Annotated in this window: 27 protein-coding genes, 1 pseudogene and 1 CRISPR repeat array (1 of these 29 running past the window's edge); of the genes and pseudogenes, 5 read left to right on the forward strand and 23 right to left on the reverse strand. The window is 68.0% G+C overall.

Going from position 1 to position 25,041, the window contains the following annotated elements:
* Positions 1–53 precede the first annotated feature (53 nt).
* Positions 54–548 (forward strand): MarR family winged helix-turn-helix transcriptional regulator, encoded by a 495-nt coding sequence (locus ABD296_RS08295; RefSeq protein ID WP_344263255.1) that lies wholly within the window; start codon positions 54–56, stop codon positions 546–548.
* Positions 549–751: 203 nt separating this feature from the next.
* Here the strand turns inward: ABD296_RS08295 and ABD296_RS08300 are convergent, their stop codons facing one another.
* The gene (locus ABD296_RS08300; RefSeq protein ID WP_344263258.1) at positions 752–949 is read right to left on the reverse strand and encodes a hypothetical protein; all 198 of its coding nucleotides are present in this window, start codon (positions 947–949) and stop codon (positions 752–754) included.
* 164 nt (positions 950–1,113) lie between these two features.
* On the opposite strand from ABD296_RS08300, the gene ABD296_RS08305 reads away from it, so the two are divergent.
* A complete protein-coding gene (locus ABD296_RS08305) occupies positions 1,114–1,635 on the forward strand; it encodes an ATP-binding protein (RefSeq protein ID WP_344263261.1) in 522 nt (173 codons plus the stop codon).
* A 28-nt stretch (positions 1,636–1,663) separates the two neighbouring features.
* Here the strand turns inward: ABD296_RS08305 and ABD296_RS08310 are convergent, their stop codons facing one another.
* The 5 genes from ABD296_RS08310 to ABD296_RS08330 all read right to left on the reverse strand — a co-directional run bounded on the left by ABD296_RS08310 (position 1,664) and on the right by ABD296_RS08330 (position 4,856).
* Positions 1,664–2,089 carry an SbtR family transcriptional regulator gene (locus tag ABD296_RS08310; protein WP_344263264.1) on the reverse strand — a complete coding sequence of 142 codons (426 nt, stop codon included), beginning with the start codon at positions 2,087–2,089 and terminating at the stop codon, positions 1,664–1,666.
* 369 nt (positions 2,090–2,458) lie between these two features.
* Positions 2,459–2,950, reverse strand: a complete 492-nt coding sequence (locus ABD296_RS08315; RefSeq protein ID WP_344263267.1) for an ATP-binding protein — start codon at positions 2,948–2,950, stop codon at positions 2,459–2,461.
* 7 nt (positions 2,951–2,957) lie between these two features.
* Positions 2,958–3,245 carry a helix-turn-helix domain-containing protein gene (locus ABD296_RS08320; RefSeq protein WP_344263454.1) on the reverse strand — a complete coding sequence of 96 codons (288 nt, stop codon included), beginning with the start codon at positions 3,243–3,245 and terminating at the stop codon, positions 2,958–2,960.
* Between the two features lie 850 nt (positions 3,246–4,095).
* The gene (locus ABD296_RS08325) at positions 4,096–4,326 is read right to left on the reverse strand and encodes a hypothetical protein (RefSeq protein WP_344263270.1); all 231 of its coding nucleotides are present in this window, start codon (positions 4,324–4,326) and stop codon (positions 4,096–4,098) included.
* Between the two features lie 14 nt (positions 4,327–4,340).
* Positions 4,341–4,856: a TetR/AcrR family transcriptional regulator gene (locus tag ABD296_RS08330; RefSeq protein ID WP_344263273.1), complete on the reverse strand. Its 516-nt coding sequence runs from the start codon at positions 4,854–4,856 to the stop codon at positions 4,341–4,343.
* A gap of 72 nt (positions 4,857–4,928) precedes the next feature.
* Between ABD296_RS08330 and ABD296_RS08335 the strand changes: the two genes are divergently transcribed.
* Entirely contained in the window at positions 4,929–5,600 is a 672-nt protein-coding gene (locus ABD296_RS08335) for an SDR family oxidoreductase (protein ID WP_344263275.1), read from the forward strand.
* Positions 5,601–5,778: 178 nt separating this feature from the next.
* Here the strand turns inward: ABD296_RS08335 and ABD296_RS08340 are convergent, their stop codons facing one another.
* From ABD296_RS08340 to ABD296_RS08350, 3 genes and pseudogenes are all read right to left on the reverse strand, one after another.
* Positions 5,779–6,120 (reverse strand): hypothetical protein, encoded by a 342-nt coding sequence (locus tag ABD296_RS08340; RefSeq protein ID WP_344263277.1) that lies wholly within the window; start codon positions 6,118–6,120, stop codon positions 5,779–5,781.
* A 61-nt stretch (positions 6,121–6,181) separates the two neighbouring features.
* Positions 6,182–6,451: pseudogene (locus ABD296_RS08345) on the reverse strand (transposase family protein); the annotation flags it as partial.
* A gap of 72 nt (positions 6,452–6,523) precedes the next feature.
* The gene (locus ABD296_RS08350) at positions 6,524–6,874 is read right to left on the reverse strand and encodes a restriction endonuclease (protein WP_344263279.1); all 351 of its coding nucleotides are present in this window, start codon (positions 6,872–6,874) and stop codon (positions 6,524–6,526) included.
* A gap of 559 nt (positions 6,875–7,433) precedes the next feature.
* On the opposite strand from ABD296_RS08350, the gene ABD296_RS08355 reads away from it, so the two are divergent.
* Positions 7,434–8,204 carry a transposase family protein gene (locus ABD296_RS08355; protein ID WP_344263281.1) on the forward strand — a complete coding sequence of 257 codons (771 nt, stop codon included), beginning with the start codon at positions 7,434–7,436 and terminating at the stop codon, positions 8,202–8,204.
* A 50-nt stretch (positions 8,205–8,254) separates the two neighbouring features.
* Here ABD296_RS08355 and ABD296_RS08360 read toward each other — a convergent pair whose 3' ends face one another.
* The 14 genes from ABD296_RS08360 to ABD296_RS08425 all read right to left on the reverse strand — a co-directional run bounded on the left by ABD296_RS08360 (position 8,255) and on the right by ABD296_RS08425 (position 23,160).
* Positions 8,255–8,554 carry a superinfection immunity protein gene (locus ABD296_RS08360; protein WP_344263283.1) on the reverse strand — a complete coding sequence of 100 codons (300 nt, stop codon included), beginning with the start codon at positions 8,552–8,554 and terminating at the stop codon, positions 8,255–8,257.
* A 19-nt stretch (positions 8,555–8,573) separates the two neighbouring features.
* Positions 8,574–9,440, reverse strand: a complete 867-nt coding sequence (locus tag ABD296_RS08365) for a hypothetical protein (protein ID WP_344263285.1) — start codon at positions 9,438–9,440, stop codon at positions 8,574–8,576.
* 27 nt (positions 9,441–9,467) lie between these two features.
* On the reverse strand, positions 9,468–11,504 hold the full coding sequence (locus ABD296_RS08370) for a toprim domain-containing protein (RefSeq protein WP_344263287.1): 2,037 nt from the start codon (positions 11,502–11,504) through the stop codon (positions 9,468–9,470).
* Complete coding sequence (locus ABD296_RS08375) at positions 11,501–12,472, reverse strand: DUF2637 domain-containing protein (protein ID WP_344263288.1); 972 nt, start codon at positions 12,470–12,472, stop codon at positions 11,501–11,503. Before ABD296_RS08375 ends, ABD296_RS08370 begins: the two co-directional genes overlap by 4 nt.
* Positions 12,469–12,762, reverse strand: coding sequence for a hypothetical protein (locus tag ABD296_RS08380; protein ID WP_344263290.1), 294 nt, complete (start codon positions 12,760–12,762; stop codon positions 12,469–12,471). Before ABD296_RS08380 ends, ABD296_RS08375 begins: the two co-directional genes overlap by 4 nt.
* A 655-nt stretch (positions 12,763–13,417) precedes the next feature.
* A complete protein-coding gene (locus ABD296_RS08385) occupies positions 13,418–13,819 on the reverse strand; it encodes an SCO4402 family protein (protein ID WP_344263292.1) in 402 nt (133 codons plus the stop codon).
* Positions 13,804–15,186 (reverse strand): WXG100-like domain-containing protein, encoded by a 1,383-nt coding sequence (locus ABD296_RS08390; protein ID WP_344263294.1) that lies wholly within the window; start codon positions 15,184–15,186, stop codon positions 13,804–13,806. Before ABD296_RS08390 ends, ABD296_RS08385 begins: the two co-directional genes overlap by 16 nt.
* Positions 15,183–15,476 carry a WXG100 family type VII secretion target gene (locus ABD296_RS08395; RefSeq protein WP_344263296.1) on the reverse strand — a complete coding sequence of 98 codons (294 nt, stop codon included), beginning with the start codon at positions 15,474–15,476 and terminating at the stop codon, positions 15,183–15,185. The genes ABD296_RS08390 and ABD296_RS08395 overlap by 4 nt, the downstream gene beginning before the upstream one ends.
* A gap of 208 nt (positions 15,477–15,684) precedes the next feature.
* Complete coding sequence (locus ABD296_RS08400; RefSeq protein ID WP_344263298.1) at positions 15,685–17,505, reverse strand: relaxase/mobilization nuclease domain-containing protein; 1,821 nt, start codon at positions 17,503–17,505, stop codon at positions 15,685–15,687.
* Between the two features lie 25 nt (positions 17,506–17,530).
* On the reverse strand, positions 17,531–17,863 hold the full coding sequence (locus ABD296_RS08405; protein WP_344263300.1) for a hypothetical protein: 333 nt from the start codon (positions 17,861–17,863) through the stop codon (positions 17,531–17,533).
* A 574-nt stretch (positions 17,864–18,437) separates the two neighbouring features.
* Positions 18,438–19,013: a hypothetical protein gene (locus ABD296_RS08410; RefSeq protein ID WP_344263302.1), complete on the reverse strand. Its 576-nt coding sequence runs from the start codon at positions 19,011–19,013 to the stop codon at positions 18,438–18,440.
* A 235-nt stretch (positions 19,014–19,248) separates the two neighbouring features.
* Positions 19,249–20,493 (reverse strand): MFS transporter, encoded by a 1,245-nt coding sequence (locus tag ABD296_RS08415; RefSeq protein ID WP_344263304.1) that lies wholly within the window; start codon positions 20,491–20,493, stop codon positions 19,249–19,251.
* 113 nt (positions 20,494–20,606) lie between these two features.
* Positions 20,607–22,400 carry a S9 family peptidase gene (locus tag ABD296_RS08420; protein WP_344263306.1) on the reverse strand — a complete coding sequence of 598 codons (1,794 nt, stop codon included), beginning with the start codon at positions 22,398–22,400 and terminating at the stop codon, positions 20,607–20,609.
* A 31-nt stretch (positions 22,401–22,431) separates the two neighbouring features.
* Positions 22,432–23,160 (reverse strand): helix-turn-helix transcriptional regulator, encoded by a 729-nt coding sequence (locus ABD296_RS08425; RefSeq protein ID WP_344263308.1) that lies wholly within the window; start codon positions 23,158–23,160, stop codon positions 22,432–22,434.
* 551 nt (positions 23,161–23,711) lie between these two features.
* Here ABD296_RS08425 and ABD296_RS08430 point away from each other — a divergent pair.
* Entirely contained in the window at positions 23,712–24,302 is a 591-nt protein-coding gene (locus tag ABD296_RS08430; RefSeq protein ID WP_344263310.1) for a hypothetical protein, read from the forward strand.
* 135 nt (positions 24,303–24,437) lie between these two features.
* A CRISPR array of direct repeats spans positions 24,438–25,041; the repeat unit is 28 nt; unit sequence GAACCATCCCCGCGGGCGCGGGGCCGAC (it continues 890 nt past the right edge of the window).

Raw genomic sequence — 25,041 nt, forward strand, 5'->3', positions numbered from 1 at the left:
CAAGCTACAGATCGTGACCGTTCATATGCAGGAGGGTCGGTGCCCTCGTCGCCATGTTCAGCAGCACACCCGGCATTTCGCCCCTCGAAGAAGCCACTCGTGCCCTGCTGGCGGTCTGGCATCGCGCCCGCCGCACCGTAGCCGGGCACCTGTCACCGGTCCAACTGGACGCCATGGAGGTCGTCGCCGACCTCCCCGGCATCACCCTCGGAGAACTCGCCGAGGAACTTCACACCCTGCCCTCCTCCGCTAGCCGCCTGTGCGACCGCCTGGAGAGCGCCTCCCTGCTGAAGCGCGCACCGGCCCTCGCCGACCGCCGGCAGATCGCCCTCCACCTCACCCCGGACGGGGCGGACCTGCTCAACGAACTGCACCAGAGACGCAATAGCGACATACAAGCCGTACTGGAGCACCTGACTGCCGTTGAACGTGCGCAACTCCAGCACGGCCTGAACGCGTTCGCACGACATGCGCACCGCGCCGCTCAGCCCTACTCTCATGAGCCTGTATCCGCACCGCTGCGCAGGCTGCCGCAGCCCGACGCCTAAGCTGACCACGCCACACGCTTCCCCAGTGAAGATCTGCCGTGATCGTCATTGGGACCCCCGCTCAGTCAGGGCCGCCGCTTCACCGTCGGCCCCGCGCACCCGGGCAGGCGCAGTCCGCACAGCATCCAGGTAGTGACGTCAGAAGGCAGCCTCGACGTGATCCACGGCCGACTCGTGGACTCCCACCTCATACAGCAGGCGGATCAGGGTCCTGTGTTGGAATTCTGATCCTGCGGCCCAGACGCAGTACGCGGGTGCTGTCCCCAGGCGTCGCGGCGGATGAGGTCGTAGACGGTCCATGAGCCGATACCCAGGACGGACGCGGCCGTGAGGACGTCGGTGGTGGGCCCGAGCGCCGCGATGCGCTCGCGGCTCCAGGTCGCGTTGGTCAAGTCGTTCATCCCGCCAAGTCGAGGGCGAAGGAGCGCTGGAACACTGCCCCAGGCTTGGGGGCCGGTGCATTCTGGTCGCGTCAAGATTGTTCGGATTATGTCTAGAGCTGTCAACGCGAAACGCGCTTTGTGGCTCATGACACGCTCCTTACCGGCACCCCATTACCGGAGGCGTGGCCTTTATACGCGCGATCATCCACACCCTCGCAACCTGCGAGTGGGTGAAGAAGAGCCAGCCGCTGTGTCTCATCGGCGACAGCGGCACCGGCAAGTCGCATCTGCTGATCGCGCTGGGCACCGAGGCCGCGATGAAGGGTTGCCGGGTCAAGTACACCCTGGCCACCAAGCTGGTGAACGAGCTGGTGGAGGCCGCCGACGACAAGGTGCTGACCAAGACCATCGCCCGCTACGGCCGCGTCGATCTTCTCTGCATCGATGAGCTGGGTTATATGGAGCTGGATCGCCGCGGTGCCGAGTTGGTGTTCCAGATTCTGACCGAGCGGGAGGAGAAGGCATCGGTGGCCATCGCCTCCAACGAAAGCTTCGGCGGCTGGACCAAGACGTTCACCGACCCGCGGCTTTGCGCGGGGATCGTCGACCGGCTCACCTTCGGCGGCAACATCCTTGAGACCGGCACCGACTCTTACCGGCTCGCTCAGACCCGAGCCCGGGGAGACCAGCACATCCCGGCCTGATCAGCGGCCCATCGGTGTTCGTCGACCGTCATCGGGTGTTCCAGAGGGCCCGGTAGTGCCGGGGGTCGGGTGGTTCGCCCGGCAGTGGCTCGGTGTTGTGGGCTTTGAGGCCGTCCAGCGCGATCGCCAGCAGGCGGGACCGCATCTCTTCTTCTCCGGGTGCGGACGGGCCCGGAGCGGGGCGGCTGAACTGTCTGATGAGCAGGAAGATGTCCATGGAGGCCACGTCGATGCGGAGGACTCCGGCGTTGCGGACTCGGGCGATCAGTTTGTCGACCAGGTGCTGGGCCTGTTCGCCGGCCTGCCGCATCTGGGGTGTGACCTCGACTGTTCCGGCCAGCGGGGCCAGAGCGCCGAACCCGAATCGTGCGCACTGTTGGACGTAGTGGACCAGGCCGTGCCACGGGTCGTCGATCACCAGCCCGGCGCGCGTGGCTTCCGCGAGGCGTTCCATGGAGTCGGCACACAGGCGCTGGAGTAGTTCGTTCTCCTGGATGGCGTCCGGGGGTGTCGGAGACGCCTCGCTTCATGTGGGCCGGCCGCGGCGATCTTTGGGCTCAGCGCCGCCAGCCGGTCCAGCGCGGCCATCTGTTCTGACGGCTGTCGGGCGCCGCCCTTCCACCAGCCCCGGCGTGTCACCAGCCTGACGGCCGAGTACAGCTAGAGGGACTGTCTCAAAGTCGGTCAATGGTGCGGGCCCGGCGATCGGGTCCAACGACTTCGGTCCCCCGGGGCCTGCAGGTCCAAGAACCACATCCTCGCCGGGCGGCCCCAATCCCCAAGGTATGAGCAGGCTCCCGGAGCCGGTGGGGACAGACCGTGGCTAGGCGGGGATGCCGGCGTGCAGGGTGACGACGGTCCCGCCGTGGAGTGGGAAGAAGTAGTCGACGCTGTCGGTATAGCGGCTGATGAGCAACAGGCCCCGACCGCCGGGACGCAGCCGACGCGGGGGCGCCAGCGGGTCTGACACCTCGCCGGGGTCGAAACCGGGCCCGTGGTCAGTCACCGTCGCGATAACCTCGTCGCCCGCCGGCGACAGGTGGATGCCCACGGCGGGCGCTGGGGTCCGGCCGTGCACCATGGCGTTGGTGACCGCTTCCCAGACGGCCACCACCAGCCGCCCCGCGGCCGCCGGCGGAAGGCGAAGGCCGGCCAGCAATGAGGTGACCTTCGCCTCGATGGCCTCAGGGGACACCGCCTCAGGGCTCCCACTTGTCACGGCCGCGCCGACCGGAATACCGACCTGGGGCGTGCCGCGCTGCTGGGGGACGTGCGCCGGCAGCGCGGCGTCATCGGCGTCGTCTGCGGTGGCCATGGGCGGATCAGCCCCGTCCGGGATCCTGATCGGGGTCGTGGTCGATGCGTTGTTGGAGTTGGGTGTTGATGCGCTGGGCTTCGGCGAGTTGGTCTTGAAGGATGATGATGCGGCAGGCCGCCTCCAGGGGGGTTCCCTGGTCGACCAGGTCGCGGGCGCGGTGGGCCAGGCGCAGCTGGTAGCGGGAGTAGCGGCGGTGGCCGCCGGCCGAGCGTTGCGGGACGAACAGTTTGGCGGCGTCCAGGCCGCGCAGGAATCCCGGGGTGACGCCGAGGATCTCGGCGGCCCGGCCCATGCTGTAGGCCGGGTAGTCCTCATCGTCCAGCTTGGCGTCCAGCTCGGTACCGGAATCCCCTGGCACCGCAGCGGGCCGGTCGAGGCGCGGGTCACGGTGTGCTGAGTGGGGGCCGGTTCGAACCGGCTGAGGTGCTCTCACAAAACCTTCCGTACTGTCGTCGGGGTGGACGTTCCCGGATGCGTCTGGGAAAACGACGGGCCCCGGCGCCAAAGGGCGGCGCCGGGGCCATGAGGTACAACACCATCTATCCGGCGCTGTGGCCGGTCCTTGTCGACGCCGACCGCCAAAGGCGGAGGCGCCGGGATCGCGGATGCGTGACCGTAGAACCACCGTCCAATCTGTGGGCTGCGGTACCCGCGCGGCATGACTGGAGCCTGCGACGGGCGATCCCGATGGTGCCGAGACCCTCCTTCCGTGTCTTCCCTACCTGCGTTTCCTGCGTTCTTGCCACTTGCCTTCGTACTGCCGGCGGCCCGTTGGCCGCCGGGCACGCGGCCCGCTGCCGGAGTCCCTTGCACTGCGTTGACCCCGGCACGCCCGGCCCGCGTCATCCATCTGTCCGGGCAGTTCGTCATCTGCCGCGTCTGGTGGACTTGTTCCTCTTCGATGACAGGAACAGTACCCGACCTCGTAGCGAATATCTACTTCGGTCACCAGAGGTTTTCGGAGATCAGCTGATGTGGTTGTTCGCCGGAGGTTGCGTGGACATGCGCCGGGGCCGGTTTCAGCGCCGTCCGGGCGGACGGTTCCAGGAGGCGAGGTGGGTGATGAGTTCGTGCACGCCTGCATCACGAAGGCGGACGCCACCGGCGGGGACGAGCCGATACGAGCTCCGCCGCCAGCGGATCTACCAGACGGCCCCCGAGTTGCGCGCCCGTGCGATGCCCCAGGTGGTGTCCACGATCGACAGATGGCGGCCGCGCTCGCCGAACGCGACGGCGAATCGCCGGGCGACGTCAAGTATCAGGTCATCCCGGGCACCATGGCCGGCGCGGTGCTCGCGACCGTTCAGCCGGACGGGGCACAGGAGGGCTTCGAGCCGGCCGACCTCACCAATGGTCCAGGAGGCGCTCGGCATCCTCGAGGAGCAGTTCAGCCGCCGCCGGTCAGCGCCCGGCGGGCGGCCTCGAGCACGCGATCGGAGATCTCCGTGCCAGCGGTCGCGCGGGCGAGCACGAGGGCACCCACGAGCGTGGCCACGTCCGCGAGGCTGCCCAGTTCCCGGGCATAAAGATCAACACCTTCGGCGTAGGCGTCGACAGCGGTCCTCTGGTCATCGTGCGAGAGATCGCCCCCGAAACCGGCCGCGGGGCAGCCCTCGCCGCGCCGGTCACGGTGTTCCGCGGACAGGTAGCCCCGGACGAAGTCCTCCCGGCTCGCCGCCGCCAAGCGCTTTCCGGCCTCGCCGAACGCCTGCCCCACCGCCTCGGCGACCAGCGCGTCCTTCGAGGCGAACTGCCTGTAGAAGCCGCCGTGGGTGAGCCCCACCTCGGCCATCACGTCAGCCACGCTGACCCCGGCCACGCCCCGCTCCCGGAACAGCCGGGCCGCCGTCTCGACGATCCGCTTCCGGTTCTCCCGCGCCTGCGCCTGCGAGACCCGTCCCATACCGCCAAGCATAGATGGTGCGTGTCATCTATTACCTTGCACGATTTAGATGACGTACGTAATCTAACGGGCATGGACCTCACGACCTCCGTAGCCCTCGTCACCGGCGCCAACCGCGGCCTCGGCCGCGTCCTCGCCGCACAACTGCTCGAGCGCGGCGCCAAGGTGTACGCCGGCGCCCGCAACCCGTCCGCCGTCGACCTCCCGGGCGCTGTCCCGCTGCAGCTCGACGTCACCGATCCGGCCTCGGTCCAGCGAGCCGCCAACACGGCCCCCGACGTCACTCTGCTGATCAACAACGCCGGCTCCAGCACCGGCCAGTCCCTGGTCCACGGCGACCTCGACCGGATCCGCCTGGAGATGGAGACGCACTACTTCGGCACGCTCGGCGTGACCCGCGCCTTCGCCCCGCTCATCGAGGCGAACGGCGGCGGCGCGATCCTGAACGTGCTCTCCGTGCTCTCCTGGCTGCACCCGGGCGGGACCGGCGCCTACAGCGCCGCCAAGGCCGCCGCCTGGGCGCTCACCAACGCCGTACGCGACGAGCTCACCCCGCACGGCATCGCCGTCTCCGCCCTGCACGTGGCCTACATGGACACCGACATGGCCGCCCACATCCCGGCCGAGCAGAAGACCGACCCGGCGATCGTGGCCGCGCTCGCCCTCGACGGCATCGCCACCGCGGCCAGCGAAATCCTCGCCGACGACGTGACCCGCCAGGTGAAGGCCGGCCTCGCGGCCTGAGGTCCGTCTCTTTGCCGGGCGAGAGTGAAAGCCGGGCGGTTTCCGATCCGACGGCCTGCAGGAGGCTGCGATGAGGGGGCCGCCGCGGAACTCGGGAAGGATCGGGCGGATATGGCTATCCAGCGGTTGCCGCGGCGGTCGCTTCGTCGTGCTCATCTTCGACCACCGCCCCATCGGATCAGGGGTATCCGGGGCGCTGAAGAACCTCATCTTCGCCGCCATCGGCCCCAAGCCCGAGATCGTGCTCGACGACGCCGTCAACAACGACCTGCGCATCGTCCGCAACTGCCTGGTCTACGACCGGGCCCTGGCCGCGCACGGGCTGACCTGGGCCGATCTGACCGGTTGGTGGGCCGACCGCCAGGGTATGACCGGCGAGCACGCCGACGACATCTTCCGCAGCCTGTACCGCTCGCTCGGCGACAACAACGCCGAACGCCGAATCCTTCGCGCCTACGCCGACCGCTACGACCAGCTCGGTCCCGACACTCCAGCGCTGATCCCGCAGGTCTACCTGCACTACGACCCCCTACACCGCCGAGCGGCGCGCACCCGGCCCGCTCGGGCGCCAGCGCATGGACGACCAGCCGGCCGTGCGGGTCGGTCAAGAACTGGATGTTCACCCCGTGCCGGTGGTGTTTGCCGCTGTAGTACAGCCGGTCGCCCGCCCCCGACAGCCGGTCGATGGGGGCCAGGGTGCCGTCCAGGATGACGTAGGCCTTGCGTGCCGCGATTCGCATCGCCTCGCGCAGGTCGGGTGCCCGCTCGGCGAGCAGCGCGATGACCTCGGTGACGTAGCGGTGCGCGGTCGCCAGGCCGACACCGAACGCGGCGGCCAGACGGGCGAAGGTCTACCCCGTCGGCTGACCCAGCTCTCAGAAACCGTCCGGTGCTGCGCAGGAGTTCTCCAGGCTCTTCGGCCGTCACACCTTGAGCGGTGTTCCGGCCATCCAGGAGCCGAGTTCCTGGCGGCCGACCATCGCGATCCTGCCGTGGCCTTCCGATTGTGCCTGCGCGGTGTAGCCGGCATTGGTGACCAGGACTCCGTGGTGCCCCAGGTAAGTGCTGTGGACGGCTCCGATGAGGTTGCGGATGCGGTCGCCGGGCACGTTCTTGGCCTGGCGCTTGCATTGGACGGCGATCTTGCGGCCGTCGGGGGTGCGTGCGGTGATGTCCACTCCCCTGTCGCCGCTTCGGCCGATGACCTCGACGGCCTGGAATCCGTCGCGGCGGAGGAGCTCGGCGATCAATTCCTCGAAGTCGGTGCCGGTCATCACGTCGACGCGCTCGAACCTGGCGAGGGCCCTCCAGCCGCTCCTCCCGTTGACGGGCCTCATATTCGGCGAGTTCGTTGAGCACCCTGACCGCACCCGCGATGACGATCACAAGGGACAGCACGCCCACCAACCACGGCCAGTAGCCCTGTACGAAGTGGACCAGAAGACGGCCGCCGGTGACGATCAGCCACATGAGCGCCGTGCCCGCGGCGAGCGACCCGCAGGCGATTCCTGTCGTGACCAGCGCGCTGCGGACGAGGGAGGTCTCTCGTGGTCCGGTGGGAGAGGGATGATCCATGGTCGTCTCCGTGTTCAGGCGGCCTGGGAAATGCCGATGACTTCGAGCTCGGCTCGGTGCTGCTGGTGCAGGACCGCCGCGGTGTGTGCCAGCGTTACCTGAGAGAATGGGAAGAGCGTGTCGACGTTCAGTGAGCCTTTTCCAGCTTGATCGTGCTGGTCACAAGGTGGTTGCGGTGGGCTGAGGTGGGCGGTGACGCGGCGAGGCCCCTGGTAGGAGCGAAGTCGACCAAAACAACCGCCCTGCCAGGAGCCTCTGGTGTTGTTCTACCGTGCTGCGCTGGATCTGTCGCCCGCTACCGGTGCCTTCGTGGCCGAGCTGATCGCCGGCCACCGCGACCGGATCGGCCCACGCTGGCGTGCATTGAACCCCGGCCGCCAAGCGCTGCTGGTGCTGGTGCACCTGCGCTGCAACGAGACCTTCGCCCGTCTGGCCGCCGCGTTCGGTGTCGGCCTGGCGACCGCGCACCGCTACGTCACCGAGGTCATCGCGCTGCTCGCCGAGCGGGCACCCGACCTGCGCGAGGCAATGCGGATCGCGGCACACAAGGCCTACGTCATCCTGGACGGCACCCTGGCCCCCATCGACCGGCTGTCGGGGGCGGGCGACCGGCTGTACTACAGCGGCAAACACCACCGGCACGGGGTGAACATCCAGTTCCTGACCGACCCGCACGGCCGGCTGATCTGGGCGTCGCCGGTGCTGCCCGGCTCGACGCACGATCTCACCGCCGCCCGCGTGCACGGCATCATCGACGCGCTCACCAGCCGCGCGATCGCCTGCTACGCCGACAAGGGATACGTCGGCGCGGGCGGCGCGATCGCGACGCCCCACAAGCGCCGAAAGCGCCACCGACTCGGCAAACGCAAGAAGCTGTTCAACCGGCACCACGCCCAGGTCCGGGCACTCGGCGAGCAGGGCGCCGCCACACTCAAGGCCTGGCGCATCCTGCGCAAGGCCCGCTGCTCACCGAGCCGCCTGACCGCCATCGTCCAGGCGATCCTCACCCTGCACCATCACGCCCACTGAAGTTGGAAAGACCTCAGTGCTCCGGAGTACGGCCGGGTCGTCCGCCGCCGTCAGCCATACGGACCTCGCATCGCTGTCCGGGTGTCGTGGCGTTCGTGCGGCGGCGGGGGACGGTAGGTATGGGATGCACGGCCGGGACGTGGGTGCTTGCGGGGCCACTTGATGGCCATGATCAGCGCGATGGGCCAGCCGATGACGGTGGCGCAGCACAGGGCGTTGACCAGCATGATGAGCAGGATCTCGTCCGCGCCGCGGACGAGGGCGATGAAGGTCGGCAGGACGGCGAGGGCCATGAAGACGGTGATGATGGTCAGTCCCCAGATCCAGCCTTCCAGGATTCCGTTGGACACGTGATGCCTCTTCTCGTCGTCAGAGGTTGCGGCGCCTGTTCCGGTCGGGTGTTTGGACGGTGCTCTTGCGTGCGGCCGGCGTCTCGGAGGGTTGCTTCGCGCTGATCTCGAGGGCTTGGTCGATGGTGAAGGGGAAGCCTTCGGCGGCCAGCCGTGCCTGCGTTCCTTGAACGCATGGGGCGGGTGCGGTGGCCTTGGCGATCACTTCGTTCGGCAGGTTGGTGGCGGTGTCCAGGGCTGTTCGCAGTTCATCTGGGCTGGGCTGGTGGAGGCGGTCGCGGAGTTGGCCGGCGATGTGGTGTGCGCGTTGCTCCTGGCGGGCGTTCTCCCAGTCGCTGCGGTGCGGACCGTAGATCGTCGCGGCCCATTCCGCGCCGCTGCCTTCGACGAGTGCGGGCCGTGCAGCCGCGGGCTCCCCGGTGCGGACGTTGGGGTCGCGTGCGAAGAAGGGGGCGGCCTTGCGCATCGCGTCGAGAGGTTCCATGCCGTCGGTGCGGGCTCGGTCGTAGTGGTTCATCGCGTGCGGGTGCAGGTCGCGTAGCCGCTTCTCGCATTTGCGCATGGCCCCGGCCGCTGAGGTGCTGTCTGCGGCATGAGGGACGGCGGCTCCCCATGCTTCGGCCACGTGCAGCAGCCCGGCGTTCTGGAGCCATTTGCGGTCGTGGGCTCGTACCCACCCCGAGCGGGCCTCGGCGAAGGCTGCTTGCTGGGCTGCGGATTCGGCTCGCTCGGCTGCCGCGTTCTGGGCGAGTTCGGCGGCCTGTAACCGAGCCGCGCGGCGTGCGTAGCCCTGTTTGAGGGCGGTCGCCATCGCGATGACCTGGATCACGCGCTCGCCGCTGTGCGAGAACCCTTCGGTGATCGGGTCGGGGTGCTGGTTGGTCATGTCACTTCTCCTTGAGGAGGGCTTTGGTTACTTGGTGCGAGGCGTTCGTGACGGCGGTGTCGCTACTCGTGTCTCGCGGGAAGGCGGCTGAGCCTGAAGATCGGGCGGTGACCAGAAATCGTCCGCTGCCGCTGCCAGGTCCGTGGCCGGGTCCGGAGTGATCGCTGAGGCCACGGCGGCCGTGACTTCTGTTGTCTCCACACGGGTGCGGGACGCGATGCGCGCGACCTGTCTGGCGGCCTGGTCCGGCGGCAGGCCGGCGATGACGGTCGCAGCAGCCCGAACGGCGGCCAGCCGGTTCTCGGCGAACTCCAGCGTTCCTCCGAACCGTTCCAGCTTCTCATCGATCACCAGGTCAGCCAGCGGAAAGGCGGACCATAACGCCGCCTGGACATCTGCAGGTGCCAGGTTTCCGAGTAGGTCGGCGGGGTCTCGGTCGGTGGGCAGCCGGACGGTCTCGACCGGCCCGGTGACCGCGTTCAGGTGGCGCCAGGCGCGGATGGCACCGACTCGTCCAGCAGGGTCGCCGTCGAGTGCGATGACGAGGCCGGAGGTGCCGAGGTCGGTGTAGCGGCTGAGTGCCTCCAGATGGGCTGCGCTGATGGCCGTTCCGCAGGTGGCGACGGCGGCATAGGTCTCTGGCATGACGGTGTTGACCGCGATCGCGTCCAGCGGGCCTTCGACCATGAGCGGACGAATGCCCCGGGCGAGCCGGTCGCTGCTCTCGCGCAGGCCGAAGAGCACCTCATGCTTGTGGAACAGGACCGTGTCCGGAGTGTTGAGATACTTGGGCCCCGTGAGGCTGTCCTGGCGTCGGCCGACGAATCCGACGACCGCGCCGTCGTCATTGCGGAAGGGCAGCAGGACACGGTCGCGGAAGAGGTCGGTCAGGTCACCGTCGGCTCCGGGCTTGCCCAGACCGGCGGCCATGATCGCCTCGTCGCTGTGGCCGCGCTGCCGGAGGTGCTGGACGAGTGCTTGACGTGCCCGGACCGCGTGCCCGACCTGCCACCGTGCCTGGACGTCCGCAGTGAAGCCACGGCCAGCCAGGTAGGAGGTACCCCAGCTCCCGGCGAGGTTTTCGACGAAGAAGCGATGCGCGTCCTCGATGGCCGCAAGCAACTCTTCGCGGGACGCTTGTGCTGCCGGAATTTCCGTTGCCGGGCTCTTCTCGGACGCGGATGGTCTCACCGAGGGCATGTGCTGGACCTGCTCGCCAGCCGGGACGTTGTCCTGCGGGAGGGAAGCGGCCGAATCGACCGGTTGCAGCTTGCTGAGCCGGTACCGCAACCCGGATGCCGTGCGGACCACCTGCTCCCCCACCAGGCGGACGGCTGCCGCCGCGTTGGCGCGCTCGTCGGTCCCCGCCCAGCTGCGCGGCGCGGAGAAGGACAGGTGATCCGTGGGCAGTCCGACCTCTGCCAGCACCAGGAAGGCGACCGAGTCGGCGAAAGCGCGCCTGGCCCCGTGGCATGCGTCCTGGTCCAGGTTCGACGCATCCGGTCGTCCCCGGGCGTCGAGGACGTGTGCGAGCTGGTGGGCGAGGAGGGTGGCCGCCGCCAGGTCTTCCAGCTCGGGAGCGATCGATAGCCGTCGGTCGGGATCTCCCAGGTAAGTCCAGCCCTGTCCGCGGTCCAGGTAGAGACCGAGGTCGGCGATCAGCCGCGCCAGCCTTGCCAGGCCCTCGGACGTCGAGACGGGCGTGAATTTCTCGAGTGCGGCGCCGTCGGTCTGCCCGATGTCGAAGACCGGTCTTGGCTTGCCCGAGCGGGAAAGGATGCGGATGCCGATCTCCCCGCGCCGAACCTGCCGGCCCCGCTCCAGCCAGTCGTCGTAGGAACGCACGTCCGTCGCCGCAGGCCGTTGCGCTGGGATGAGCAGCGTGTTGGTGAACCCGTAGCGTCCGTGCCGACTCGCCTGTTCAAGCCACTGCACCCATCCCAGCCGCCCCTCCAGCAGGCCAGACACGCCATACTCGGCGACCCCGTCCAAGAAGTCGAGCTGACGCTGCCGCTGCTCCTCGCGGCCCGCTTCCTGGTGCCGCGCTGAGGACGTCCCGCTCATGCCCGGCCACCCTGGGCCGAGTCGTCGCGAAGCGCGGCCAGAAGCTTGCGCAGCCGCGTGTTGGCGATCGGATATCCCAGATCCCGCAGCTGGTCACCGAGGTAGTCCCGGGTGAACCGGACCCCTTGCCGCCGCGCCTGCCGCTGGATCCGCCGCGCGACCGCCAACAGCTCATCCTCGCCCTCCTCACCAGTGGACTGCTCAGCAGTTGCAGACGAACCGTCGACGAGCCGGCCATCTGCTTCGAGGCCGGCTGGCAGCCGGCGCAGCGAGAGCCGGTCGGCCAGCGGCGCCTCCCACCGCCACGCCCACCGCCCGTACTCCTCCTGCAGCCGCGACACCGCCAGCAGATGCCGGTACTCCAGCTTCAGTCCGTCCCGGTAGGCGGTGACGTGCCACAGAACCATCCGCCGCCACAGCAGCAGACTCGAGACCGGCGCCAAGACCCACCGAGCCGCCGGCACACGCTCCACCCGGTGCCCGGAAGCCAGCCCCACCCACCGGCGGATCAGATGCCGGACGCCCTCCACCACCGTGATGAACAGCACTGGCATCGCCGCATACATCACGCTGCCGGCCAGCTGACCACGAGCGGCGGACACGTTCACCAGCACGGTGCCACCGATATAGGCCCAGGCGACCCAGCGCAGCACAGGCCACGGCAAGTCCAGGTACTCCATCAGCAGATCCCAGGCCAGCAAGATCAAGATCCCCAGATCCATGCCAACCGGAACGATCCACGCCAGCCCCTTGAAGTGCGGCTCGGCCATCTGCCGCACGGTGGTGAAAGAGCCGACGCCACCGAGCACGGCAAGCGCCATGATGAGCGGAGCCACTACAGCCCCCACGACCAGGACCGCTCGATCTCTCGCCCCTGCTTCCGCCGGTCCATCCGTGAAGCTCGTCGACGGCTCTTGCGGCGCGGGCCGGTGGCGTTCGGGAAGGCGGCGTTGTCTGAAGGTGGTCATCGCTGCCGCCGCTCCACCATCCAGATCAGCAGCCTGGCGACGTACCGGACCTCGCCGGCCGTGCCGAGCAGCCGCCCGTGCGCCGTGACGTAGGCGTACGCGCCGTCGGCGCCCGCACACATGACGGTCTCCGACCAGCCGTCCCGGCGGACTCGCAACCGCCATCGTCCGTTGCGCGGCCGGCGCACCCTCGTGGACGCGCCCAGTCGCTTGAGTTCGAAGTGCAGCCGCAGCAGACGCTCCCGCCGCACCGCCAGTTCTCTCTGCTCGACCGCTACCAGCGTTCCCATCGCTCCCCCGTCGGCCAGTGGTCGACGGATCGAACCGCCGTCAACCAAGGTCAGTGACAAGAACGATGCATCACACAGAGTCGCCAATCAACTACACTAAGCGTTGGGCGTGTTGACTGGCCGCTTGCGATCAATCACCCGGATCTGGGTCTCGCTGACCACACTGGGGCCGCCCCTCCCCCGGTCCAGAGGCCGGCTTCACCGAGTGACCACGGTGCTGGAAGTCGACCCGCAGGGGCTAGAACCTGTAACGGGACCTCTACTCCGCCGCGCTTCGCGCGTCGTCCACCACTCACCGATCCTCGCTGCCGTGTTGAAGAACGCGTCGAACCACTCGTCTTCATCCAGATCGCAATTCCGGATCAACGGGAACACTTCGCCGCCGTGGACGGGGCGATCGCCGATCAAGCAACTCTGCGCCATCCCCAGTATGCGACGCCATCAAGTGCAGCAGACTTCACCCTTCGCCATGACAATTACCTCTCCAAGGCCATGCGCACACCCAGAGGATGACGCGTTCGTCTCGCAACTCCTTGGCCACACCAAAGAAGTAACTCACCACGCAAAATGAAGAAGGAACAAGCTTGAATGTCACCCATATCGACACCCTGCCATCCCTTAACCTCACCGGAAATGCACGGCAAGCGAGAGGCGCTCATTGAATGATTCGGACCGCATCTTGGGCCGCTTTGACGACCTCCGCCCATTCTGGGCGAGAGATCACTTCGGCATCGTCGAGTTCAGCGGGGAAACCATCCAAGAGAGGATCGAGGACGGCAACCAGGCGTTCCATGACCGCCGCTTCCTCATCGCTCTCCAGCGTGACGCCGACCTGCCCGTACGGGTCCTCTGCGACCGACGTGTCATCGTAGAGCAGGTTGATGTTGTGCGTCAGGTCGTCATAGTAGCCAGGCTGCGGGTAGACGCGGTCGACCCACACGCGGCGCTGATAGTCCGGATCAGAAAGCGCCTGCAGCGCGTCGATGACTTCTCGGCGCATATCAGGGAATCGTACGACCACGACGCCAACCTTAGCATCCATCAGGGCGACCTCCAACTACCCCATTTCAACCACTCCGACAACGGAATGTGGGCCTGCTCCCAATTCTGCTTGATCGAGCCCTCCAGAGGCTGGCCGTCCCTGCCGATAACCTTTCCGCCGACGCGAACGACGACATGGTCGACACGTTGAGCAGGCTGCGGGTTGCTCGGGTCGCCCTCGTCTATCCTGATTCCGTTCCCAGGATTTTGGGGATCCGTCCAGCGATAGCCGACACCCTTCTTGTTCGGCTTGCCATCGCCCCATTCGTCGGGGACCTTCTCCAAGGCATCAGCGGGCGGCTTCCCGTTGTCCCATCCGCCCTCCTGTTCTCCGCCCCCGGCGCCCACCTCCTTTTCCAGGGCGCCCTGCAGGGATTGTGTCTCGGCGTCGGTCGGTTGGACGTGGGGTGCGTTGCTCGCGCTGTCTTCGGTGGCCTGGACGATGTGCTCTGCCAGCGCGCCGGCGCCGAGGCCGCCCACGGTCGCCAGGAGTGCGCCGGCGATGGGGACCAGGGTGGCGCGGGCGAGGGCGGCGTCCACGGTGATAGCACCGGCGTCGGACGCCCCGCCGGTCTCCGGGGTCAAGGCTCCGCCGACACCCAGGACGACTGCTCCGAGCAGACCCACGCCAGCCAGTTCCCATTCGGCTTTGCTGCGGGCGTGATCGATCGCATCGGCGTACTTGCCGCAGGCGTCGGCGACGTTGTGGCACAGCCTGGGCAGCGTGTACAGCACCGTGCGTTCGTTGCACGGCGCGTACAACCTGGACCAGACATCGTCGATGGCCCGGGCGTCACCGGTGGTGTTGCCGCCGGTGACCGAGTGGATCGCGGTTCCGAGCTTTCCGGCGGCGGTCGACACATGATCACCGGCGTCCCGCCAGGCCGCGGCGGCGTTCCGCAACTTGCCCGAATCGCCGGTCGGCCACAGGTCAGCCAGCTGTTTGGGCAGCCACGTGGACGCCCCACCGAGCACTGACGGCGGAGCGGGCATCGTCTTGTCGGTGACGACCTGGCGGCCCACCTGCCAGAACGGCACCGACTGCTGCGTTGGAGCCAGGACAAGACCGCTCCCGGCAGGCGTGGTGATGGTGGAGTGACGATCGGCCTTGAGATAGTTGCCGGCCGTCTTGCCCAGGCACAACGAAATGCCGCCGACACTTCTGACTGCGGCTCCGAAGCCGCGCCAGGCGGCGGCCACTGCTTGGTTGTAGCGCGGCGCGAACGCCAGCGCGGCCTTGTCAGGAGCATGGCCGGCCATTCCGTCACAACCGGCGAGCGTCGAGGCCAGGACGTCCCAGCCGCTGCTGACCGTCCATTGCCCGGTGGCGAAAGTGGACGCCGCCTCCTGCACCACCGCAGGGTCGATCCGTACATCGGTCACAGCGGCGTCCACATCCGCTGGTTCGCGGCGTGCGCGGCCCGGAAGTTGGCGTGCGCGACCTGGATGCGGCGGTGCAGGTGATCGATCTTGCGGGTGAGCTCGCGGGCCGCGCGGTGCCAAGAGTCGGCGGCGGCCTGATAGGTGTGCCGGGCGTCGCCGTCCCACTCGTCCAGATGGACGTTCAGCTGATGCTCCAGGTCCGCCAGGACCTGCTCCATCGAGTGCAGTGCCTGCCGGAAGCAGCGCTCGCTCTCCTCGAACTTCTGAAAATCAGCCTCGATCGGCCCCATCTCACCTCCATACTTACGAAGGGTGACAAGCATGGAAAAACTAGACCATTCCAACAACCGCGGCAACCCGTCACCGCTTCCCTGACTGAGCCGCCTTTCGGCGCTGTAAGGCACGTCCGCCGGATCAATGCATGCCCGCCAGTTCCGGTCGTCTCGGGCCATCGAAACAGCACGGCCGAGAAGAGACTTCTGTCGGAGAACCGACCGATTACCTGCGCCCTTGGCCTGGGGCGCGTTGCCGGGACGGGGTCGGTGGTGCTGGTCTGCTTGAGGCAGCCGGGTGTAGCGGCGCCCAAGGAGTCGGAAAACCGGACATGGCCAAGCGCGCCTGTGAGGCCATGGCTGCCGGTCCGCCCGGTTGCGCCGCAGGGTCGCCCGCAGCGGACCTGGCTTGCTGGGTCTGGGTGGCGGCTTTGCGGGCGGCGTCGGCCTGCGCTGCACGGTGCTGAAGTCGACGGAGTTCGGCGATGGTGTCCAGCAGGGTGATGAGGTTGGCGACGAGCAGCATGGTGGAGATGGTCGTCCGGTTCTTGATGGAGCCGGTGAGTGCCAAGAGCCGTGCCGTGGTGCGCAGGGCGTTGCCGGCGGGAGTCGGCCGGGGAATGCGACCGTAGGGTGCGCGGGCCGCGCGGTCGTAGGTGGCGGCGGCGCGGTGGAGGTGGCGGTTGCCGGTGGCTTGGGCCGCAGTGTGGAGGGCGTCGGAGGCAGCCCAGCAGGCGTCCTGTGCGGCGTGCGGGTTGGTAGCCAGGTGGCGGCGGATCTGTGCGGTGGCGTAGGAGGCGGCGCGGGCTGCGTCGTCATAGAAGCCCTGCCGCTCCTCTGGCGTTAGATCGTCGTGATCGGTGGTCGGGGCGTGGTGCTGGGCGGGCGAGGCCCAGTGTTGTTGGAGCTTGGACAGGGAGAGGTCGTCGGCTAGGCGGCTGCCGGGAGACCAGGTCGGTTCGGTGCCGTTGTCGGTGGGGAAGGCGACTGCGTAGCCGGTGATCTGGCCGAGGACGGTCTGGCTGTAGCACGGCTTGACCAGGAGCCCGCCGTCGTGGAGTCGGTGGAAGAACTCGGTGGTGGTCCGGGCTTGGTCCGCGGCGCGGCGGACGGTCGTCCGCAGCACGGCCCGTCTCGTCCGCGCGGACAGGTGGTGCTGGTCCAGCGGACGGACGGCGGACGGGCCGCGGACGGAGCCGTCCGCGGCCGTCCACCGGCTGCGGAGCTTGGGCAGGGTAAGGTCAGCGGCCAGCTTGCTGCCGCCGAACCAGATCGGCTCGCCGCCGGAGTTTGCATCGTCGGCCAGCGCGACCGCGTAACCGGTCACTTCATCGGCCGTCGTCTGACTGAATCGCTGCCGCACCAGAACGCCGTCGGCGCGCAGGCGATCGAAGAACTCGGTTTCGGTGCGGGCGCCGGCTGCTGCGGTCTGGACCTTGCGGTGCAGGAGCGTACGAGACGGCACCGGCCGGCCGCGGCGGACGGCCTTCTCGATCTCGCCGCGGGTGGGACGGCGCGCGGCCGTCCGGTCTGCCGGGGCCGTGGACCTCAGGCCGAGCCGCTGCTCGATCGCCCGGCAGGCGTCCCGGACCCGGTAACCGTCGTTCCACACCTCCGGACGGACGCCGTCCGGGCGCGCGAGGGTGGCCACGATGTGGACGTGATCGTCGGCGTGACGGACGGCGATCCAGCGCACCGCATCGATGTCACCATCGCGGGCCAGTCCCGTCCGTTCCATGATCTCGTTGGCGACCTGTGCCCACTGCGCGTCGGTCAGGATGGGGTCCTCGGGTGCGGCGCGGACGGCGCAGTGCCAGACGGGCTTGCGGTAGTTGCGCTCGCCCAGCACCGCCGGCGGCTGCGTCAGCAGGGAATCCAGACGGCGAAAGTCGCGGCGGCCATCGGGGTCCACGGCTGGTTCCAGGTCGGCCGGAACATCGAAACCGGCCACGATGTGCGGGTCGTGGTGTTGAGCGTCGGTGCCCGGGCCGTACAGGTAGCGCAGCAGCCCTTGGACCCGGACACCGCGCCGAATCTTTCCGATCACACGGATGCTGTCGTCGGCGGAGGAGTCATGGAAGTCGTCTTTGCAGGTCTTGGGCCAGGTCGTCGAGTTTGCCGACCGTCTGTGCCGCGGCCCTGGCGTACCAGCGAAGTGTCGGTGTCAGCTCTCCGGAGTTGAGAGCGGCGACCGCCTGGTTGAGGTTGACGCCGATCCGCTGCGCCTGTCCGCGCGCCTGCAAGACGGCTTCCAGCAGCTCGCGCAGCTCGACGTGATCGGCACGTGTCGTCCCGTAGGCCGCGGCCAGCAGCGTCTGCGCCGCCCAGGCGCCGGTCGCCAGATGCTGCCGCTCGGCCACCATCGACAGCGCCGCGTGTTCCTCGTCCGACAGCGCGATGTACAACGCCCGACTGCGCCGAGGGGTGCGGTGTGTACGGCGGTTGCGTCGCTGCGTCTTTCGACCGTCTTCTGTCATCAGCCTCCTGACCTCGGATCGCGCTCGACCCGATTGGCATGCTTGTGGACCGCGCCCGGTCCGCAGCGAAATCCTTAGGATTTCCATTTCTTGCTCCGCGGCGGCGGAGTCCGTCCCGGACGTTGCTGCCGCCGAGTCGATGCGCCACGCCAAGCGCGTTCGTTGCCGGCCGGGCCGTCGCGCCGATGCCAGATGGACGACTCCGTCAGCACAAGACCGCGTTCGCGGTCCCCTGGGCGCCCAGACGGGTTAGACGGCGATGAGCGCCAGTGTGGGTCCGCCGCCCTACCCGCTATCCAGCCGCCGGCCAGGCGAGTGCTCGCAGGCGCCGACTTCGGCGTCCACAAGCACTCGCCCGGACCAGGACAGGCGACGAACGCATCCCTACGTGATGAGCCTCAACGCGCTAGGGAGCGCTACGGCAGCCTCTGCAGAGCACGGTCTGTCATTCCGCCTGACGCAGCACCGCGCCCGGCCAGTCCCTCCGGCCGGCAACGCCGGGTTACATCTCACGGCGTGGGGGCGGCGGCTTGGGGCCCGGGCGATGCTCCGGAGGGGACGGGGAGGCCGGGGTGTCGGAGAGGACCTCGCTGATGCGGTGCGGGAAGTCCTTGGCAGCCGACTGAACCTCCGCTGACCTCGGCTCGGCGTGCTCGTCCGTCGGTGTCTGCTCCTCGGCGGCTTCCTGCTGCGCTGATGTGGTGTCGTCCTCGGTTCCGTGGATGTCGTCGAGGGCTCTGCACGCACGCCGGAAGGACACACCGAGATCCATGGACTGCTCGGTTGCCTTGGCCAGCGCATCGTGCGCTTTCAGGACGGTTGGAACGGGATCGTCGCCGCGATGATGACCGAGTCGTCCAGCGTCGAGTTCTCTGTTGAGGCAGGCGTCCAGTTCCTCGGCGATCTGAGCGAGGCGGAATGCCGCCTGAGTCAGATTGCCCGCGATCGTGCGGACCGCTTCCGGCTGGGTCAGCCCGGGCGGATCCTGAATCGACTGGACGAGCGTGCGAGCACGTTCATACAGTTCGCCGGCGAGAAGTTCCGTGCGCTCGTTCGCGGGGGTCTCGTGATCGACCATGTTCTGAGGTCCTCCGGTTGGTTGCCGCTCGGGTCATGCAGAGTCCCTCTCTCTTGACGACAGATAACCGTGCCTGGCTCCGATTGGAGTGGAGTCAGACTGTTTGCGCTCCATACTTGCGGATAGGTCGAACCACCGCCAGCTCCCCCGCAGGCGTGTCGCGTCCCTTCCGCCCAGGGAGCCAGAGTCACCTCAAGGCCTTCCGGGCGTTCCCGAGTCGGCGCGCAGACGGAGTTCAGGACGGCATCGGCTCGGTCTGGCGGGGACCAGCCGCCGTCGAGCCGGCGGTCATGACCGACCTGACCGAGAGAAGCGCTAGACCGGTTGCGGCGAGCACGGCGAGGCCTGCGACGAGTGCCGCGTTCTGAGGGCCGACGTCTTCGATCAAGGGCCCTACGGCGACTAGGACGAAGGGGGTCAGCAAGTAGCTGCCAACGATGCTCCAGCTGTTGACCCGGACCAGCACCGCGCGAGCGAATTGGTCCTGCAGGGCGGTCGTCCAGAGGACGTAGTACGCGGCTTGGCAGATGCCGGGTATGAAGATCGCGAGGCTGATGACCGCCCAGGGGACGCCGCCCCACATGAGAGTCATCGGGATGGCCGCAGAAGCCGGAAGTGCCGTGGCGACGAGGACCGGTTTGGGCGTCCTCAGGCGCGCGCCGATGAGAGCACCGACCAGCGCTCCGAGGGCTTCGCAGGCGGCGATGATGCCCCATACGCGTGCGCCGCCGTGGCCGTGCTTCATGTACATCGGTCCGATGACGTCGGTGAAGCAGGCCACGGCGATGATGAGGACGGTGAACTGCAACGCCATCGTCCAGACCCAGCGATGCGCGGCGAACTGTCTCCAGCCGGCTCGCAGATCGCGGAGCATTCCGGAGTCGCGGTCGTGGCGTGCGGTTCTGAGCAGGCTTAGTAGCAGCGCGCTCGCGGCGCACAACACTCCTCGGGCCGAGGCCGCCCATCCGGCGCCCACGGTACTGACGACGACTCCCGACGACGCCAAGCCGATGAGGAGCCCGACCGATTCGGTCTGGTTGACCAGCGCGTTGCCGGCCGGACGGCTCACGCCTGCGAGGAGATCCGCCACGATTCCCCGGATCGTCGGGAGGAACATCGCCGTTGCCACTCCTGAAAGGACGGCGAGTCCGCACAGCAGCGGGAGCGGGGCCGTCCCTGACAGGAAGCAAGCGCCGAGCCCCAACCAGGCCACAGTTGCGAGAAGCTCGGCCGCAAGCAGCACATGGTGCCGCCGGAGCCGGTCGCCGACGATTCCGGTGAGGATCATGAGTATGGCCGGCGCGGCCTTGCAGGCCATCACCATGGAGAGTGCCGCAGGGCCATATCCAAGGCCCATCACACCCCAGGCGAGTGCCAGCTGCCCGAACCCGACACCTGCACTGGAAACGAGCCGCGAGATGAACAGAGGGGCGACCGTCGGGTTCCTAAGTAGCGCCAGGGGCGCAAAAATGCCGGACATGGTCGACCACAGTAGGGCACACCAAAATGATCACATCGGCGCTTTTGACGCGCTCTACTAAAAGCACACAGAGCCCTTGCGTTCCACTTTCCCCGCTCCCCTGCAGACCGGGGTCAATTCGTCAGCAGTAGGTGCCGAGCAAGGAATTCTGCGGCCTCTTCGTAAGCCCGGAGCTCGTTCTTCCGCTGGCTGAATCCATGTCCCTCGTCCTCGAAGACCTCGTAGGCGACCGGCACGCCCCGCCTACGCAACCGGTCCACAAGTTGGCCAGACTCGGCGCGCGGGACGCGAGGATCACGGCCTCCCTGCAGTATCAGTAGAGGCGCGGCGATGGCGTCGGCGTAAGTGACCGGGGACCGTTCGGTGAGGTAGTCGGCGTCCTTATCGGGATCACCCAGCACGGTGGCTACGAAGGTCTTCCAGGTCGGGGGGCATTCTCTGGCGAGAGTGACCAAGTTGGTAGGGCCGCACAAGGAGATGCCCGCAGCCCACCGGTACGGAAGCCTGGACAGGCAAGACAGGGCAGCAAAGCCTCCGTAGGAGGCGCCCATGGCAGCCATGCGGTCGGTGTCGAGATCGGGCGCAGCCTGCAGATAGCGAACCGCGTGGTCGAGATCGTCCAGGTCGACGCCGCCCCAGTCACGGTAGATAAGCTTCTGATGCGCGGTGCCGTATCCAGTGGAGCCGGCGATGTTGGGGGCGAAGACCGCGATCCCTAGGTCGAGCAGGTGCTGGTAGAGCCCGGAGAAGACGTAGCGTGGACGCTCTTGGTCTTCGGGGCCACCGTGAATGGACAGCAGGACGGGATGCGGGCCTGGCTGGTAAGGCCGGTAGAGAAGGCCCTGGATCTGCCGGCCATCAGCCGCGGGATAAGTGATCGACTCCGGTGCGACGGGCTGGACCACGTGCAGTGCGGGTGGGCGGCCATCGGTCAGGTATCGGAAGCCGGAGTCCCGATCGAGTACGGCGATCTCGACGGGGCGGGTTGCGGCATCGATCAGAACGACCGCGGCTCGACCGCCTGGCGTGAGCGCAAGTGAGGTGACGACTCCCGAAGGTATTTCCGGCAGCCCGATCGTGCCGCCACTCTGCGAGGCGTGCAGAGTGGAGCGTCCCGCCTCGTTGACCGACCAGATGAGCGTGTCACCCGAACTGTCGATGAGTTCGACGTCCCAGTCATGCTGGGCGACGGGCTTCAAGGTGCCGTCAAGGCGGTAGCAGGCCGCCGCCGTGAACTCACCCCAGAGATCCGTGAGCAGGTAGAAGCCGGACGAGTCCGCCATCCAAGGACCTGGTTCGAACGCGCCTTCACCGTACTTGGCAGTGACGCATATCGGGTCGCCTCCGGCTTCGAGGTCGATGAGGTAGAGCGCGATGTCGGTATGGGAACGGAAGTCCGCTGCCAGCAGCCATTTCCCATCCGGGGACACCGCCGCCGGTTCGAAGGCGACCTCGGGCGGCGGGACGATGCGGCGCTCGGTGTCGTCGGCAAGGTCCCGGACGATCAGGTCCTGGACGGTCTCGTCGCGATCATTGACGGCGTACGCCAGGTAACGCCCTGCGGCGTCGAAGGGCACTGTCGCGAGTATCCGCTGGCAGTCCGGACCGGAACTGATCTCGGTGAGGTTCGTCCCGTCCACCTCGATCCGGTACAACCGGAACTGCTCATCGCCCTGGCGGTCCGCGGAGAACACCAGCGACTTCCCGTCGGGCGCCCAGGCGATCTGCTGCACCGCTCGATCGCCGAGCTCGGTCAGCCGCCGGGCCTCACCGGTGGCGATCGAGAGCACCCAGAGATCGAAGTTCCCTCCGGCGTTGCCGGAGTACGCCACCGTGCCCCCGTCCGGGGACAGCGCCAGACCGGGGCGGATCCGCTGATTCGGAACGAAGTCCCGGAATGCAGGCATGCGGTTGCCTCTCAAATCGTGGTGACGGACTTCAACCGAGCCAGCCACGTCTCGCCGCCGCGACCCCGGCGGCGAAGCGGCTCTCGAAACCGAGCTTCTCCCTGATGACGGCGGAATGCCGCCGCACTGTCGACAGGCTCACGTCAGCACGTCGAGCGATGCTCTCGTCCGACAGGCCCTCCGCCATCATGCTGAGAATCTTCTGCTGGAGAGGCGACAGCGGGCTGTCGGGCTGTGCGGCTCCGAACGGGATCGCGCGCTCCCACAGGAACTCGAAGTACTCCCGCAACGCCTCGACGATGACCGAGGAACGAACAAGCAAGGCGCCGGACAACCCCGTCGGCGTCAGCGGAAGTAGCGCGATGGCCTCATCGACGATCTGCATCTTCATGCCGATCCGAGGCAGCAGCCGCGCCTCCTCGCCAGCCTCGACAGCGGCCTCGATCGTCTTGACGCCTACCGGATGCTCGGCGCACCGCGTCTCGTAGATCGCGCGGCACCTCACCTCGCCCTCGAACGAAGGCAGCGGCGAGACGGTGATGAACTCATCGACCGACGCCTCCAGGACGTAGTTGTCCAGGGTCATCCAGTCCCGCCGGGCCGTACTGATCAGCGACCGGGACAGGTCGCTGATCTCGTCCCGGTCTGTGACGATCTGCACCAACCGCCCCGCGTCCCCTTCCATCGCCACCGCACTGGACGGGTGCATATCGAGCATCCGCCGATGCCCGTCCAACAGGCGTTCGTGCTCTGCGGTCAACTGCCGCGCGAGATCGGCGAGTGCCCCCCTGCAGAGCCAGGTTCGCCGGCGTGGGCATCACCTTCGGACGCAGCGCAGGACCGCCGCCCCGGACATGAGCCAACCCTGCATCGGTGAGCGCTTTGACCTTCTCGGAGCCGCCAAGCAGCTCGTCGGCCTCTTCCAGCAGGCACCCGGACCGCGCCAGCAGCGCCGTGTACGGGACGAGCAGCTCGTCCGAGACGATGCCTTCCAGAAGCTGCTTCACGTTCTGCTCAGCGGGGATCCCCACCCACACCACCTCCGAACGCAGAGAGTAGCGAGACAACCCTGCTACGTCATCAGATTCGCGCGATGAGCGTTGCACGCCAATGACACGAAGTCACCACTGTCCGCCACAGCAGCAGCCACCGTGTCGAAGCCCCAACGGCAACGGCCGAACCACGCCTCAACCACATCCGCCGTAGAAGCCGGCAGCGGTCACTTCTCACCATGACGGGTTTTGCTCAGCGCGCCGACCAGGCGCTCCCCTGTTTGATCAGGGCTTCCACGACCACCGAACAGGAGCGCTCATGAGCAACGCACCCGTCTCCACCATCCGCCGTCTGATCACGCATCGCATCATCACCCGAGGTCGCCTTGCCCGACGAACCGAGTCGCTGGCCCGGGCCTTCGCCCATCCCGAAGGCGCCGGCGTGATGGGCCCCGATGCCCGGAACCTACTGCGTACCGTGCTGGTCGACGCCCTGGTGGACGGCCCCGAAAGACTCGACGTCGTCATCGCGCGGCCCGACCTGAAGCAACTGCTCGGCAACGCCTCCCTGCCATCCGAACGCCTCACCCCCGCCCTGCACATGCCCGCCACCCTGGAAGACACAATCGAGCACCTCGAGAGCAGGCTCTCGCCAACCAGCCTTACCGAGGCCAGGCCACATCGACCAACCCTGTGGCTGGCAACCCCAGGCCCCGACGCCGATGTCGTCCACCAGACGCTGACCCACCTGCCCACGGCCAACCTCATCGCGCTCTTCCAGGGCCCATGGCCGTACGGGCCCACCCACTTCATCGAGGCGAACGGCCCCAGGCACCTGCCCACACAGAACCTGAACCTTCTGTCCCGCAACCAGGCAGCCGCCAGACTCCACATCCCCAACACGCGCTAGAGGCAAAAGATATGCCTCGGATCAGGAACCATCCCCGCAGGTGCGCGGGGCCGGGTCCGGCGTACCCGGACAGCGGACCATCCCCCGCGGGCGCCAGGCCGACCAGGCATGCCAGCGATGTAGGAGACGAACTCGAAACCATCCCCGCGGGCGCGGGGCCGAAATCCGAGGGTTCCGGGTGACGAAGGACCCACGCGAACCATCCCCGCGGGCGCGGGGCCGACAGCGCGCGGCCGAATGACAGCACAAGGGGATCGGAACCATCCCCGCGGGCGCGGGGCCGACCGGCGGCCGTCCTTGTCGCCTGCCTGCGCGGCCGAACCATCCCCGCAGGTGCGGGGCCGACTTCGTGGTCGCGCCGCTGCTGATCGCCTTCAACGAACCATCCCCGCGGGCGCGGGGCCGACGCGGTGCCGACGCGCACGCCCACCCGGAACGTCGAACCATCCCCGCGGGCGCGGGGCCGACTTCTGGGCGGTGGTGACGGCCGGAGAGTGCGCGGAACCATCCCCGCGGGCGCGGGGCCGACTGAGACGTACTCGGCGTCGTCCTGTAGCTCGTCGAACCATCCCCGCGGGCGCGGGGCCGACGCATGCGTGCACATGTCCCCGTCCCGGCACGCCGAACCATCCCCGCGGGCGCGGGGCCGACCGCGCCCCGGTACCGGGTGTGCAGTGCGGCCGCGAACCATCCCCGCGGGCGCGGGGCCGACTCCCTGGCCGCGGCGACCTCCACGCAC

The organism is Actinomadura napierensis, from assembly GCF_039529375.1.
Classification (GTDB): domain Bacteria; phylum Actinomycetota; class Actinomycetes; order Streptosporangiales; family Streptosporangiaceae; genus Spirillospora; species Spirillospora napierensis.

Coding starts and splice junctions, on each gene's coding strand:
- ABD296_RS08295 (WP_344263255.1), top strand. CDS start 54: ATGTTCAGCAGCACACCCGGCATTTCGCCCCTCGAAGAAGCCACTCGT.
- ABD296_RS08300 (WP_344263258.1), bottom strand. CDS start 949: ATGAACGACTTGACCAACGCGACCTGGAGCCGCGAGCGCATCGCGGCG.
- ABD296_RS08310 (WP_344263264.1), bottom strand. CDS start 2,089: ATGGAACGCCTCGCGGAAGCCACGCGCGCCGGGCTGGTGATCGACGAC.
- ABD296_RS08315 (WP_344263267.1), bottom strand. CDS start 2,950: ATGGCCACCGCAGACGACGCCGATGACGCCGCGCTGCCGGCGCACGTC.
- ABD296_RS08320 (WP_344263454.1), bottom strand. CDS start 3,245: ATGGGCCGGGCCGCCGAGATCCTCGGCGTCACCCCGGGATTCCTGCGC.
- ABD296_RS08325 (WP_344263270.1), bottom strand. CDS start 4,326: ATGCCGAGCGCCTCCTGGACCATTGGTGAGGTCGGCCGGCTCGAAGCC.
- ABD296_RS08330 (WP_344263273.1), bottom strand. CDS start 4,856: ATGGGACGGGTCTCGCAGGCGCAGGCGCGGGAGAACCGGAAGCGGATC.
- ABD296_RS08335 (WP_344263275.1), top strand. CDS start 4,929: ATGGACCTCACGACCTCCGTAGCCCTCGTCACCGGCGCCAACCGCGGC.
- ABD296_RS08350 (WP_344263279.1), bottom strand. CDS start 6,874: ATGACCGGCACCGACTTCGAGGAATTGATCGCCGAGCTCCTCCGCCGC.
- ABD296_RS08365 (WP_344263285.1), bottom strand. CDS start 9,440: ATGACCAACCAGCACCCCGACCCGATCACCGAAGGGTTCTCGCACAGC.
- ABD296_RS08370 (WP_344263287.1), bottom strand. CDS start 11,504: ATGAGCGGGACGTCCTCAGCGCGGCACCAGGAAGCGGGCCGCGAGGAG.
- ABD296_RS08375 (WP_344263288.1), bottom strand. CDS start 12,472: ATGACCACCTTCAGACAACGCCGCCTTCCCGAACGCCACCGGCCCGCG.
- ABD296_RS08380 (WP_344263290.1), bottom strand. CDS start 12,762: ATGGGAACGCTGGTAGCGGTCGAGCAGAGAGAACTGGCGGTGCGGCGG.
- ABD296_RS08395 (WP_344263296.1), bottom strand. CDS start 15,476: ATGGGGCCGATCGAGGCTGATTTTCAGAAGTTCGAGGAGAGCGAGCGC.
- ABD296_RS08410 (WP_344263302.1), bottom strand. CDS start 19,013: ATGGTCGATCACGAGACCCCCGCGAACGAGCGCACGGAACTTCTCGCC.
- ABD296_RS08415 (WP_344263304.1), bottom strand. CDS start 20,493: ATGTCCGGCATTTTTGCGCCCCTGGCGCTACTTAGGAACCCGACGGTC.
- ABD296_RS08420 (WP_344263306.1), bottom strand. CDS start 22,400: ATGCCTGCATTCCGGGACTTCGTTCCGAATCAGCGGATCCGCCCCGGT.
- ABD296_RS08430 (WP_344263310.1), top strand. CDS start 23,712: ATGAGCAACGCACCCGTCTCCACCATCCGCCGTCTGATCACGCATCGC.